At 39.9% G+C, this 14282-nt stretch carries 11 protein-coding genes; 9 read left to right on the top strand and 2 right to left on the bottom strand.

From position 1 onward, the window contains the following. Positions 1-4 precede the first annotated feature (4 nt). The 3 genes from AWW67_RS08180 to AWW67_RS08170 are packed head-to-tail and all read left to right on the top strand — an operon-like array spanning position 5 to position 3395. Positions 5-1381 (top strand): hypothetical protein, encoded by a 1377-nt coding sequence (locus AWW67_RS08180; RefSeq protein WP_062301014.1) that lies wholly within the window; start codon positions 5-7, stop codon positions 1379-1381. Next, positions 1378-2061, top strand: a complete 684-nt coding sequence (locus tag AWW67_RS08175) for a response regulator transcription factor (protein ID WP_062301011.1) — start codon at positions 1378-1380, stop codon at positions 2059-2061. Before AWW67_RS08180 ends, AWW67_RS08175 begins: the two co-directional genes overlap by 4 nt. A gap of 2 nt (positions 2062-2063) precedes the next feature. Beyond that, entirely contained in the window at positions 2064-3395 is a 1332-nt protein-coding gene (locus AWW67_RS08170) for a sensor histidine kinase (RefSeq protein ID WP_062301010.1), read from the top strand. Here the strand turns inward: AWW67_RS08170 and AWW67_RS08165 are convergent. Further along, on the bottom strand, positions 3392-4150 hold the full coding sequence (locus tag AWW67_RS08165) for an SDR family NAD(P)-dependent oxidoreductase (protein WP_062301009.1): 759 nt from the start codon (positions 4148-4150) through the stop codon (positions 3392-3394). The genes AWW67_RS08170 and AWW67_RS08165 overlap by 4 nt on opposite strands. 247 nt (positions 4151-4397) lie before the next feature. Here AWW67_RS08165 and AWW67_RS08160 point away from each other — a divergent pair, with 247 nt between their 5' ends. The 5 genes from AWW67_RS08160 (at position 4398) to AWW67_RS08140 (ending at position 10089) form a co-directional block, all read left to right on the top strand. Then, a complete protein-coding gene (locus tag AWW67_RS08160; protein WP_260311408.1) occupies positions 4398-5417 on the top strand; it encodes an amidohydrolase family protein in 1020 nt (339 codons plus the stop codon). Positions 5418-5516: 99 nt separating this feature from the next. Beyond that, a complete protein-coding gene (locus AWW67_RS08155; RefSeq protein WP_062301007.1) occupies positions 5517-6821 on the top strand; it encodes a hypothetical protein in 1305 nt (434 codons plus the stop codon). Positions 6822-6831: 10 nt separating this feature from the next. Continuing rightward, positions 6832-7851 carry a sensor histidine kinase gene (locus AWW67_RS08150; RefSeq protein WP_062301006.1) on the top strand — a complete coding sequence of 340 codons (1020 nt, stop codon included), beginning with the start codon at positions 6832-6834 and terminating at the stop codon, positions 7849-7851. A 17-nt stretch (positions 7852-7868) separates the two neighbouring features. Then, on the top strand, positions 7869-8630 hold the full coding sequence (locus tag AWW67_RS08145; protein ID WP_062301005.1) for a LytR/AlgR family response regulator transcription factor: 762 nt from the start codon (positions 7869-7871) through the stop codon (positions 8628-8630). 223 nt (positions 8631-8853) lie between these two features. Continuing rightward, positions 8854-10089, top strand: coding sequence for a hypothetical protein (locus AWW67_RS08140; RefSeq protein WP_062301004.1), 1236 nt, complete (start codon positions 8854-8856; stop codon positions 10087-10089). A 66-nt stretch (positions 10090-10155) separates the two neighbouring features. Here the strand turns inward: AWW67_RS08140 and AWW67_RS08135 are convergent, their stop codons facing one another. After that, the gene (locus AWW67_RS08135; RefSeq protein ID WP_062301003.1) at positions 10156-10782 is read right to left on the bottom strand and encodes a cytochrome c oxidase subunit 3; all 627 of its coding nucleotides are present in this window, start codon (positions 10780-10782) and stop codon (positions 10156-10158) included. A gap of 132 nt (positions 10783-10914) precedes the next feature. Between AWW67_RS08135 and mfd the strand changes: the two genes are divergently transcribed. Beyond that, complete coding sequence (gene mfd, locus AWW67_RS08130; protein ID WP_062301002.1) at positions 10915-14265, top strand: transcription-repair coupling factor; 3351 nt, start codon at positions 10915-10917, stop codon at positions 14263-14265. The last annotated feature ends 17 nt before the right edge of the window (positions 14266-14282 follow it).

The following is a 14282-nucleotide window of genomic DNA, read 5'->3' as shown; positions in this document are numbered from 1 at the left end:
GGTTATGAAAAATCGGTTTACTTTTTTGTTATTCGCTTTACTACTTTCTATTCCAGTAGTGGGTCAAGAAATTCCTCCTAAAATGCTCGATTATGCAAAACGCTTTAATGATAAGTCTAAACATATAGAGGTAACCTACCGAGGAAAATTTATCAAGTCCATTTATGGTGATAGGACTATAGAAAGCTATTTAATTGGTGCCGTTTTCCAAAAAGAAAATGGAGACTTATTAAGTCTAACCTTCCCGGCTGAAAATGGGGCAATGATGAAACCTCTTATTGCTTTAAAGGAAACTGTTGAAATTAAAGTAAGTGGAGACCAAGAGTTTTTAGAAAAAGCTCCCTATAAAACCACTTCTACAAGAAAAGCAGAAAAAGAACTGAGTAAAAAGATTTCAGGAATAGGTTCTTTACTAGAAGTCAGAACGAAAAAAGAAGTTTTTTTAATCGAACGAAAGAGTATTGAAGCAAATAAAACAGGTTTAAGAAATAGTCAAACTTTTGAAACAGTGATAGCGGCTAAAGTATTAAGTAGTACAAAAATCAAAGGACGTGAATATTTACTGTTTTTGGAAAACGGAGATAGCTTGCTAGCCAAAAAGTCTATATCAAACAATGACGATCATATTGAATCAAACTTTGTAAGCTATGTTCGCCCTGTTAAAAACTATATTGCTGGTTCTGTAGTAAAAACTAAGAACACCCTAGAAATGGCTCATGGAATGATCATTGGCACAAAGTATGGAAGTTCTATAATGCCTTCTTTCGGACAAATTTCTATGTTCTTAGATCATAAGACAGGCATTGCAAATGAGCTTATTCCAAATGAGCTTGGACTAATTTCTTATTTGAAGACGCAATCGGACAGCGAGAAGGTTACTTATAGGTTTAGTGAAAACGATGCAAAAGCAATTGATTCTTTCATTCAGAACCACAAAAACGAAGAGCTTTCACTTTTCTATCGTAACCGCACAAACAATGGCTATTTCCGTAGTGAACACTATAATTTTCTATATGCCTTATGCACAAATAAGGACACCCTCCGTTTATACGGTTTTGCCCAAGCAAAAGAAAATTACGAAACGGAGTCTGAAGAAGTAAGCGGAGTGGTAACCGGCATTGACTTAGAACGAGTAAATAAAGATGATGTATTAAGAGGCGTGGTTTTAGATGACAAGTCTTACATTAAGATTAGTACCCGAATCGCTTCTTCTATTTCAAACCTAATTAAAGAGGGCAAAACGATTAAAATCGAAGGTTGGAAAAGAAAAGGGCTTGAGGGAGAAATTAATAAATTGGGCTACAGTATTTTTATCCCTTCAAAAATCACTGTAGACGGAACAACTTTTAAAGACCAAGTAAACCTTACTCGCTCACTATGAAAATTCTCTTAATAGAAGACGAAGTTAAGCTGGGTAATTTTTTAGTAAAAGGCTTAGAAGAGGAAGGCTATTCTGTTGCCCATGAAACCAATGGCAGCGAAGCATTAGAAACCGCAGCCACCAACGATTTCGACTTGATACTTTTAGACATTATGCTGCCTGGTCAAAATGGTTTTGAGGTGTTGAAAAACATGCGTGAGTTTTCCATTCATACGCCCATCATTTTTATGAGTGCTTTGAATGAAAGTGAACACGTAATCAAGGGGCTGGATTTAGGTGCGATTGATTACGTTAAAAAACCCTTCGATTTTGAAGAATTGAAGGCCAGAGTAAGAAATGTGCAAAGAAAATTCGGCTCAACACGGGCTTCAACTCTTCAGGTAAAAGACCTTAAAGTAGATTTGATTAAGCGCGAAGTAACCCGAGCCGATCAATTAATCGAGTTAAGTAAGCGAGAGTTCTCTATCTTAGAACTGCTGATGAGCAACACCAATCGCGTGCTTTCCAAATCAGAAATTACCCAGAAAATCTGGAACATTAATTTCGACCGTGGAAGCAATGTGGTGGAGGTGCACATGCATCAGCTCAGAAAAAAAATAGACTTTGATTTTGAGCCCAAGCTGATAGAAACCCAAGTAGGTTACGGCTATAAAATTCAAGGTGAACTCGTAAAAAGTTAAGCTTGCCGCAGATTCAGTTTTTTAAAAGTATTCGATTTAAGATTGCTGCGGCCTTCTTCGTTGTCTTTTTTGGCATTTCGCTCGCCTTTAACTATTCCCTTTTTCAATCCATCCGAACCAGCCTCATCAATGCTTTTCAGAATAGTGGAAAAGTTGAAGCCTTGAGCATTTTAAACGGAGTAGATGATGAGCTAACGCAAATCCCCGTTACGCAAGAAGATCAGCCCATTCAATTGTGGTTTGGCAACATGTTCGAAAGCCAAATGGTATATGAGCGGCCCGATTTCCCCGAAATATTCTCTTCTGTTTTTGTTGAAATAGAGCAACCAACTTTGGAGGGGCGGGCTCCATTGATGGAGTTTATCAAGATCGATTCGTTTACGTATTGCATTGCCCGAAGGCCTTTGGATGAAAGCACCGGTGCGCAAATCAGTTTGGTGCTGGCAAAAAACAATCAAATCGTCTATGATGAAATTTCTGCCTTAAAGTCCAGATTGATTTTTGCCAACTTGGGTGCTGCGCTTATTGCATTTATCGCTGCCGTTTTAATTGCTCATTTCACTTTAGCCCCGCTTCAAAAATTAATTGCCAAGGCTCAAAGTGTAAAGGCCTCGCCTCAAATGGATCGTTTACCCGTTTCTTCTGCGAATGATGAAATCACTCAGCTTTCGGCCACGATGAACGAAATGATTTCAAGGATTGAAACTTCCATTCGTAGCCAGAATCAGTTTTTCGCCATGGCCGCCCATGAACTGCGAACCCCTTTGGCCAATATGCAGTCGGAATTGGAGTACAGAATGGGCTCGTCTGAAAAAGAACTAAGCCAGGATACGCTCAATAGCTTACGCGAAGAAGTGATTAGGCTAAAAAACATTGTGCAGGATTTTCTGCTGATGAGTCAGCTCAAATCTGAAACGCTTGTACTGCGCAAATCCAATTTCAGATTGGACGATTTGATTTATGATATGCTGGAAAGAATGCGCCCGACTTTGTCTACAAAGAATTTCGACATCAAGCTTTCCATCAATGCAAACCCTGAAAAGCTTACGATAAATGCAGATAGAGAAAAGCTAGAAGGTGTGCTCGTCAACCTCTTTGATAACATCCGAAAATATGGAGAAAGTAAGCAAGCTGTTTCGGTTGAAATCTCGGAACAAAAAGAGATGCTTTCCTTACATATTCAAAACGGAGTTGCGGAAAATATTGATACCCTTCAGAAAGGAATGGGGCTTGGTTTACAAATTGCGAAGCAGGTGATAGAAAAACACAACTACCAGTTTTTACTTTTAAAAAGTAAAACAAGCTTTACTATTGAAATAATATTCCATAGTTAATGCACATAACTGGCGGCATTCACATCAATGGTGCAGCCTGTAGCATGATCCATTAACCCGCTGGCCATAAGCGTTACTAGAGGTGCTAAATCCTTCGGCTCGGTTAATTGATTCAATGCAATATCGTTCAGGGCAAATCCTTCGCCATATTGGTCCATAAAATCTTGCGCCATGTCGGTTCTTACAAAACCAGGCGCAATGGTAAATGCTTTAATTTCATTTTTTCCGTAAGCCCGAGCTATGGAACGCGTAAGCGCCACCACTCCACCTTTCGAAGCCGCATAAGCCAAGTAATCAGCAGTATCTCCACGAAAAGCAGCCCGAGATGAAATATTGATAATTCTTCCTCCGCCATTCTCTAAGAAGTGTTCGATGCTTTTTTTACACAAAAGTCCAGTAGCCTGAAGGTTCACGTTCATGGTAAACTGCCAGTCGTTTAACCAGTCATCATCTGCTTTCACTAAATCAGAAGAAATGGCTACTCCCGCATTGTTAATCAACACATCCAAACCATTCATTTCCTTTATTACTTGTTTAAACAAGTTTATTGTTTCAGGTGTATTAGAAAGATCCGCTTGAAAAAGCTGACAATCGGAATTCAGCTCATTTAGAATGGATTGTGCCTGTTCTTTATTAGAATTATAGTGAACAGCCACAGCAGCGCCAGTGTCTGAAAGCTGTTTGGAAAGAGCGCGGCCAATGCCCCTCGAACCGCCCGTGACCAATATTACCTTGCCTTTTAATGAAACCTCCATGATTCAATCTATTTATTCCTTTCAAATTAATTCAAAAACTAGGCTTCTTTCTTACCGTCAAAATCATTTATTGGTTTGGAAAAGACTGAATCATTCTATCTTAAGCAGTTGTGTTGATTTTGATCACAAGCGCAAAACCTTTATTATTCTACTTCGATTAAGCTAAAAACTATCTTAAGCCATGAAAATCAAATTGATTGCCTGCTCCATTGGTCTATTTTTAGGAACCACAATTACCGCCCAAACGATGGATTTTGAAGGATATAATCCGCCATCAACACTCGTTGTTCCTGAACACCCGATCACCCGATCGAAATTTCCTTTTATCGATATCCACAGTCATCAGAGGCGAATGGGTCAACAAGATTTAAATGCACTTGCTGCGGAAATGGATGGAATCAACATGGGGCTTATGGTAAATCTAAGTGGTGGTAGCGGCAAATCAATTGCAGACGCCTCCGCAAATATAAAAGCTAATCAACCCAAACGCTTTATTGTTTTCGCCAATGTAAACTTTATTAATGTAGGCGAAGAAGGCTGGGGAGAAAGGGCCGCAGCCCAACTAGAAAGGGATTATAACCAAGGTGCACGAGGGCTTAAAATTTTCAAAAGCTTAGGTTTCTCCGTAAAAGATACTGATGGAAATCGCGTAGCAGTGGACGACCCAAGGCTTGACCCGATTTGGGCAAAATGTGGTGAATTAGGTATTCCAGTACTGATCCACACTGCAGATCCAAAACAATTTTGGGCACCTTTTGATGCTGAAAATGAAAGATGGTTGGAGTTGAAAACACATCCGAATAGAAAAAGAGAAGATGATAATCCCGTGCCTTGGGAAACCCTAATTCAAGAACAACACAACGTTTTCAAAAAGCATAAGAATACCCAATTTATTGCCGCGCACTTAGGCTGGTATGGCAACGACTTAGCCCATTTGGGAAAACTCTTGGACGAAATGCCAAATATGAATGTAGAAATCGGAGCAGTAATCGCTGAGTTGGGTCGCCAACCACGTATGGCAAATAACTTCCTCACCAAATACCAAGACCGCGTGCTGTTTGGAAAAGATGCTTACAACCCTGAGGAGTACGCCACTTATTTTAGAGTACTGGAAACGAACGATGAATACTTTCCTTATTACAAAAAGTACCACGCCTATTGGAAAATGTACGGTTTGGGGCTCTCAGATGAAGTGCTAAAAAAGATCTATTACAAGAATGCAATTCGTTTGGTACCGGGTATTGACGCTTCTGCTTTTCCGAAATAGAAATTATTTGAAGTGGTGCTTTTCCCGATTCAGGGTTTGAATATGCTAGTACAGTCTAGAAACGTTTTTTCTACCAACAATTCAAATTACGTTTGTTGCATGGGTAGTCTGCAACATAACATTGAGAAAAAGGTGAGAAAGCTGATGCTGTGCATTGGCATTGCGGTAGGCTTGTTGATTATTGTTTCAGAAGCGAAATCGCAGGAAAAGAACATTTACCTGTACGGAAAAGTAACCACCATTAATGGCGATAAATACCAAGGTGCTTTGCGCTGGGGAGGTGATGAAGTGTACTGGGTCGACCTTTTTAATGCACAAAAAACCTCAAGCGATTTTTTAAAATTCCTTTCAAAAAAAGAAATACAACAGATTTCAGATCAAGAAGGCGGAAGTTCATGGCTAGGCATTGACCTTGGTATACTGAGCATTTGGGACGATAAATACAGCCGTACCAATCACCAATTCGATACCCGTTTTGGCGACATCAAAAGCATTAAACCTACGGGCAGAAGCCGGGCGCAAGTAGCGTTAAAAAACGGTGTAATTGTAGAAGTCAGTGGCAATGGTTTTGAAGACGTAGGCGCAAGCGTTAGCGTTTACGATGAAGAATTAGGTATTGTAAAGCTAGATTGGGCGAGAATAGAAAAAGTGGAGTTTTTGGAAAGTGGCAAAATACCGAAATCGCTCTTTGGTGAAGCCATTTACGGAAAAGTAAAAGCAGGCAGAAGAGGTACTTTTGAAGGAACCATTCAGTGGGACCAAGGCACGAGCAAAAACACTCACAATGAGCGTTTTTTAGAAGATATTCTGAATGGTAAAGACCGTGATGGTGACAAAAACATTCCATTCAGGTCGATTACGAAAATTGTAAAAAACCGAAATGGGGTAGATGTAACACTTAAATCAGGACGAGAATTCTACTTAACAGGCTCTAACGATGTGAACAGCGAAAACGCTGGCGTTTTAATCAACGATAAGGAAATTGGTCAAATCGTGGTTCCTTGGCGCGATTTCGAAGAACTGGAAATTATTGAATCGAACAACCAAGGGCCGTCTTATAGTGAATTCCCATCCTCAACAGGTTTGAGAGGAACTGTAATTAACAGAGATGGTGAAAAAATAAGCGGCCTCATTGCCTATGACTTAGACGAGGCTTGGGAATATGAAACTTTAGATGGCCAAGATGACCGAGTAGTTTATAAAATCCCCTTCCGAAATATCAAAAACATCATTCCTAAAAATTATAGTTACTCATTAATTATTCTTAGAAATGGCAAGGAGCTTCTATTAGGTGAAAGTCGCGATGTGTCAGAAGACAATGATGGAGTGCTTATATTTACTTCGAAAGACGCCAAACCGACCTACATACGTTGGTCGCAAATTGACGAAATCATCTTTGATTGAGTAAAACACTTTGAAGTTCAGTCGTAGTCAAATCATCCAAAACAGTATTGCCATCAGTTTGGTGGCGGGCGTTTTTGTCTTTCTTTACGCCACTTCAGCACCCCGCGAACTTTACCTGACAGCAGGGCTTATTGTTGCGGTTTTACTCTTAATTCTCCTGGCCAACCGCGCCTTAACAATTTCATTAGACCGAAAACTGCCTTGGCTTACCCACGGCAATAAGCGTTTTTACTCCCAATTGGGTATAGGCGTATTAGTCTCTTTAGTCATCATCAACTTGAGCTATTTTCTGTTCAAGATTACCCTCACAGAAGATCCACCTGTTGGAAGTCAAATTGCGACCATAAACGCATTATCCATTTTGATTCTGTTGCCCATCATTTCAATCAATTTTGGAATTCAGTTTTTGAAACGCTGGAAAAATGCTCAATTGGCTTCGGAAGAATTTCAGAAAGAATCGATCAAGGCAGAGCTTAATGCTTTAAAAAACCACTTAGATCCGCATTTTCTTTTCAACAACCTCAACATTCTTTCTTCGCTCATTTCCAAAGACCAAAAGCAATCACAGGCTTATCTAGAAAAGTTTGCGGAAGTTTATCGCATTATTCTTCAAAGCAGTTCCGAAGAATTGGTGGAGTTGAAAGAGGAGCTCAGTTTTATTAGCGCTTATATGTATTTGTTAGAAATTCGGTTTGAAGACACCATTCAGCTGAGCATGGCCATAGATAAAAAAGACGAAGCTTTATACTTGCCTCCGCTCACCCTGCAAATGCTCATTGAGAATGCCATTAAGCACAATACCGTTTCGGAAATACGTCCACTAAAAATTCATGTTGAAAGTCAGAACGGCTATATCTCAGTAAAAAATAATCTGCAAGAAAAGAAAGTTGAATTGCCGAACAGTGGACAAACTGGTTTAGAAAATATTAAGCGTAGGTATTCCTACTTTACTACAAAGCCCGTTGAGGTAATCAAGAACCCAAACTCGTTCATCGTTCGTGTTCCTCTCATCAATATTTCTGAAATTTAACCTTAAAAGCTAAGCGAATGAAAGTACTGATTATTGAAGACGAAAGGCTGGCCTCAGAAAGGTTAATTGAACTGCTAAAAGAACTCAAACCGGAACTGGAAATCGTAGCCACCATCAGGTCAGTAGAAGCTGGTTTGCTGTGGTTCGAAAATAATGAGCATCCCAACTTCATTGTCAGCGATATTCAGCTACTTGACGGAACTAGCTTTGAAATTTTTGAACAACACAAACCTAAATGTAAAGTAATCTTTACAACAGCTTACAATCAGTATGCGATTAAAGCATTTGAGGTAAATAGTGTGGATTACTTGCTCAAACCCATTCAGCGCGAAAAGTTAGCCAATGCGCTAGAAAAAATTGAAGAGCAATCCGCGATTTCCACTTCTCCAGCATTTGACCTTAGCCAAATCAAAGCGCTAATTAACGAACAGAACAAAGAATATAAATCACGATTCCTCACCAAAATTGGCCAGCGGATTCGCGCCATTCCTACAGAAAAAATCGCCTATTTCTATACCCACGATAAGCTTACCTATATCGTCACTTTTGAAAAGCAAAAGTACATTATCGATAATACCCTAGAAGAAGTAGATCAAATGCTAAACCCAAAGCAGTTCTTTAGGGTAAACCGTAAATTTTTGGTGCATTTCGATGCCGTTAGCGACATTCACCCTTACTTCAAAGGCCGCGTAAAATTGAGCCTTAGCCCAGAAATTGATGAAGACATTGTGGTGAGTTCAGAAAAGACACCGCTTTTCAAACAGTGGTTAGATAACTAAAAACACCTCTCCAAAAGTTGGTGTCATAATTCCCTAATGGCTATCATTTTCTCAGGATCTAGAATCAAAGCTTTTGGAGAGTTCAACCATCATTTCCAGTTCAGTAAGTTCTCCTCCCGTTTCGGTTAAAGAATAACTAGATAGAGCCAATCTGTATTTTTTGGCAAGATGTCATTCTGCATCTTTGATTCGTCAAAAAGAATAAAACTCAAACAACACAACCATGATTAAATCAATTATTTCAAAATCTGCCATTTTTCTCGGGCTCATTACGGCTTCATTTCTTTCGGCCAATGCACAAGATGAAGGATTCATCTACGGAAAACTCACCACCATTGATGGCAACAGTTATACAGGTCAAATGCGATGGGGCGATCGTGGAGAAGGCTATTGGACAGACCATTTTAATGGAAATAAGGAAGAAAACGACAATTACCGTCACCTGACAAGAGAAGAAAGAAACGACTTAAGGGACGAACAAAGAAGGAGAAACAGCAGCTGGGGAAACTTTAGCATAAGTTGGGGCAATAACAGCTGGGAAACTACGCACGAATTCAGAACTGAATTTGGCAACATTTCTAGAATAGATATTAACAGACGTTCCGAAGTAGAGTTAACACTTCGCAATGGGGATAGAGTTTTTGTTAAAGACGGATCAGACGATATGGGTGGAACAATCACCATTCTAGATCAAGAATTGGGAAGCATGAAATTCAACTGGAGCAGAATTGAAACCATAGAATTTATGGATACACCAAGTAAGCTCGCAAACAAAATTGGTGACCCTATCTACGGAACTGTTGAATATTACGGAGGTTCAATCACTGGGTTTGTTCAGTGGGACCATGATGAAAGATATACCACAAATGTACTCGATGGCGATACCCGCGATGGCGACATGAAAATCGAATTCAGCAATATTAAGTCCATAGAAAGAGATCGTTCTGGTAGTAATGTGGTGACAAAATCAGGAAGAGAGCTTTATTTGAGAGGTTCGAATGATGTAGACAATTCGAATGGTGGGATTATCGTGAGTACCGATTTCGGTAGAGTAGATATTCCATGGAAAGAATTTAAGCGTGTTGAATTCACAAATGCACCAAATTCTGGAAAAGCATATTCTGATTTCGAAGTGAAGAAAATCTCAGGAACCGTAGAAACTACCAACGGAGAAACCCTTTCTGGCGAAATCATTTTCGACCTAGATGAAGAATACAACTTCGAAATTATTCAAGGGGAAGACGATGACATTGAATACTTTATTCCAATTGAAAACATCAAATCCTTCAGCCCAAGAAATTACGATAACGCAAGAATTATGTTGAAAAGCGGTAAAGAATTAACCCTTGGTTCGGGTAGAGATGTAAGCGATGAAAATGAAGGCGTTCTTGTTTTCAATTCAAGCGGAAAGCCAACTTACGTGAAATACCAAAACATTAAGCAGATTAATTTTAACTAAGCCCAAAAGTCAAAAACAGTATATTGGTCAATTTGAAGGCTGCAGCTACGTTGTGGCCTTCTTTTTTTAAAAGCTAAACAGCAAATAAAAGAAGAGCAACAACCAAAGCACATCTACAAAATGCCAAAAGTCTGTTAGCATTTTGAACCTGATTTTTTGGTAAGGATTGGTGCAGTAAATCAAGCTTTGCACAGCATCCAGCGAAACCTTATTGCATTTGACGAGTAACCGAACTGCATAAAGTAAAATGGCCACTAGATGTACCACGTGTAAACCTGTAATGACATAGAGATAAGCACCAGAGCGTGCTCCGCTAAAAAGAATCTGACTTTCTTGAAGTTCGCGCCAGCCTAAAAACTGAGAAGTGGCAAAAGCCAAACCTAGTAAAAAGGTAATGCCCAGCCATTTTTTCAGTTTTTCCAGCTCGTCCTTTTCATAAGCCGGAATAATTTTGGACACCGAAAAACTCGAAAGAAGCATTAATACCGTACTTACCACAAAGAATTTAGGAAATTCAATTTTAAGGAAATCACTATGAATCGGTCTGCTAGCCGTAAAAGCAACCACTAAAAAGAGGAAAAGGACAGAACTACCAATCAAGGCCACATAGAGCATAACTTGATGCGGATGCATCTGCTCCATTTTATTAAAGGCTTCGCGCCTTAAGCCGATTCTAACTTTTTCTTTTTTCACTACAAATGCTCTAACAATAAAAGCAATTAAAGAGTTGGGTTAAATGTCGGTTAATTTATTCATTGCTTACACTGTTTTGCCACGAATGGCTTCAGAATTATTTACATTTGCCCCCTCTTTTTAGCAAGAACCTTGAAAGTAAAAGACTTCATAAAGATTTATAGGGAAGACCCTATCATTCAAACCATTGCCGAGCGAATCAAGCCCAATGAGGGAAATAGCATTCAGCTTAAGGGATTGGTGGGTAGTTTAGATGCCGTTGTGGCGGCTGCCGTGTATCAGCACAATAAGCAAACTTGCCTTTTTGTAATGCACGATAAAGAAGAAGCTGCTTATTTTCATAACGATATGCAGAATTTGGTAGGTGAAAAAGAGGTTTTGCTTTTCCCTACTTCCTACAAAAGGCCTTATCAGTTTGATGAAACTGAAAATGCCAACATTCTCATGCGTGCCGAGATCCTAAACAGGATTAACCATAAGGCTTCCACAGGTGAAATCATCGTTACTTATCCCGAAGCGCTTACCGAAAAGGTAATCAACAAAAAGGCCCTAGCCACCAATACCTTTTCTACCAAAGTGGGGGAAGAAATTGATGTGGAGTTTTTAGCAGAACTGCTGATGACCTACGATTTCGAGAAAACCGACTTTGTTTATGAAGCAGGCCAGTTTTCAGTACGAGGTGGTATTGTAGATGTTTATTCTTACGCCCACGATTTACCTTACAGAATTGAGCTTTTTGGTAACGAGGTTGAAAGCATCAGAACGTTCGATCCCGTTTCTCAGCTGAGTCAGGAAAGTGTAAAACACATCAACATCATTCCGAATATTCAAACCCGACTGTTGCAAGAAGTAAGACAATCGTTTTTGGATTTTATTCCGAACAACACCAAAATCTGGTTTAAGGATTACCAACAAACCTTAGACACGATCGAAAAATACTTTGAAAAGGCTTCTGCCAATTTTGACGAAGTGCTTTCAGTTACCGATGCCCAAGTGGTGCTTAGCCCAGATGCACTTTTCGAGACTCAAAAGTCCTTTAAAAAGGGAATCGAGAGTTTAGCCCAAATCGAATTTGGAAATCGCTTTACTAAAAAATCTGGTTTCGAATATAGGTTCGATGCCGAAGTGCAACAATCATTCAACAAAAATTTCGACCTCATTGCCGATAACCTTGCCGGTTGGCAAATGAAGAATCATACACTTTTAATTTCTGCGGAATCTGAAACTCAAATTGGCCGATTAGAAAAAATCTTCACGGAATTGAATCCTATTATTAAGATTCAACCCCTTAATATCGGCCTCAGACAAGGATTTATCGATAAAACGCTCCAGATGCTCTGCTATACAGACCATCAGCTTTTCGATAGATTTCACAAATACAAAAGCCGAACAAAGCATAGCAAATCCAAAGCCCTAACGCTCAAAGAACTGCGCTCTTTGCACCCAGGAGATTACGTTACCCACATTGATTATGGCGTAGGGCGTTTTGCGGGAATGGAAAAAGTGGAAGTGAATGGAAATCAGCAAGAATCCATTCGTTTGGTCTATCGCGATGACGATTTGCTTTATGTCAGTCTCCATGCCCTTCATAAAATTTCAAAATATTCAGGCAAAGAAGGCACACCGCCTACCATGAGTAAATTGGGCTCTCCTGAATGGGAAACCAAGAAATCGAAGGTTAAGAAGAAGGTTAAAGACATTGCCAAAGACCTGATTGCGCTTTACGCGAAAAGGAAGGGAGCCAGCGGTTTTGCTTTTCAGCCAGATGGTTTTATGCAGGCCGAACTGGAATCCTCTTTTATTTATGAAGACACTCCTGATCAAGCCAAGGCCACCGAAGATGTTAAAGCCGACATGGAATTGCCTCACCCAATGGACCGATTGGTTTGTGGCGATGTAGGTTTTGGTAAAACCGAAGTGGCCATTCGTGCCGCATTCAAGGCTTGCGCCAATGGCAAACAGGTAGCGGTTTTAGTGCCTACTACCATTTTGGCCATGCAGCACTACCGTACTTTTGCTGAAAGACTGGAGAACTTCCCGGTCAATGTGGAATACATCAACCGATTTAAAACCGCCAAAGAAATTAAAGAAACCCTTCAGCGTGTAAAAGAAGGAAAAACTGAAATATTGGTCGGTACGCACAGAATCGTAAATAAGGATGTTCAGTTCAAGGATTTAGGCCTTTTGATTATTGATGAGGAGCAGAAATTTGGGGTACGGGTAAAAGATAAACTGAAAGAATTTAAAGTAGATGTGGATGTGCTTACCCTCACAGCTACGCCAATTCCTAGAACTTTGCATTTCTCTTTAATGGGCGCCAGAGATTTAAGCGTAATTGCTACGCCTCCTCCAAACCGTCAGCCTGTTACTACGGAAATTCACACTTTTGACGAAACCATTATTCGCGATGCCATCAGTTTTGAGCTCAGACGTGGCGGTCAGGTTTTCTTTGTGCATAACCGAATTAAAGACATTGTTCAGGTAGGAAATATTATTCTGAAGCTTGTGCCCGATGCCCGAATTGGTGTGGCGCATGGCCAAATGGAAGGAAGTGTGCTTGAAAAGCGCATGGTGAAATTCATTGAGGGTGAATATGATGTGCTGATTTCTACCAATATCATTGAATCTGGACTTGATATTCCAAACGCCAATACGATTATCATTAATCATGCGCACATGTTTGGGCTTTCCGATTTGCACCAAATGCGTGGAAGAGTGGGGCGTTCTAACCGAAAAGCCTTCTGTTATTTATTAACTCCTCCTTCTATTGGGTTGAGTTCCGATTCCAGAAAACGTTTGAGCGCTTTGGAAGAATTCTCTGATTTAGGCGATGGCTTTAAAGTGGCCATGCGCGATTTAGACATTCGTGGAGCAGGTAATTTATTAGGAGCCGAACAAACAGGTTTCATTACCGATTTAGGTTTTGAGATGTACCATAAAATTTTGGACGAAGCCGTTCAAGAATTGAAGGAAACGGAATTCAAAGACCTGTTTTACAAAGATTTGGTAAAAGAAGCTGCCGAAGCCATTAAGGTAGATACTTCGATTGAAACCGATTTGGAAATTCTAATTCCGGAAACCTATGTTTCTAATATTTCGGAACGACTTGGCCTCTATTCTAAAATCGATAACATTAAGAATGAAGAAGGATTGGCCAAGTTTACGGCCAGCATTAAAGATCGTTTTGGGCCTATTCCTGTCCCTGTTTTAGACTTGATAGAAACGGTGAGGCTACGTTGGTTGGCTGAAAATCTGGGTTTTGAAAAAGTAGTCATCAAAAACGAATCGATGAAATGCTACTTTTTACCTTCTGACAATGAGCGCTATTTCCAATCGGCTGCCTTCGGAAAAGTAATTGCTTATGTACAGTCGCACCCAAAAAGTTGCCATATGAAAGAGCACAAAACCCGTTTGATTCTACGAATTGACGAGGTGCTTTCTATCGGAAAAGCAATAGAGGTTTTACAAAATATGAGCGCTTAGGTTAAAAAGAAAAACGC

It is taken from the genome of Roseivirga seohaensis (assembly GCF_001592945.1).
Lineage (GTDB): Bacteria > Bacteroidota > Bacteroidia > Cytophagales > Cyclobacteriaceae > Roseivirga > Roseivirga seohaensis.
This window is presented reverse-complemented; position numbering and strand designations above follow the sequence as displayed.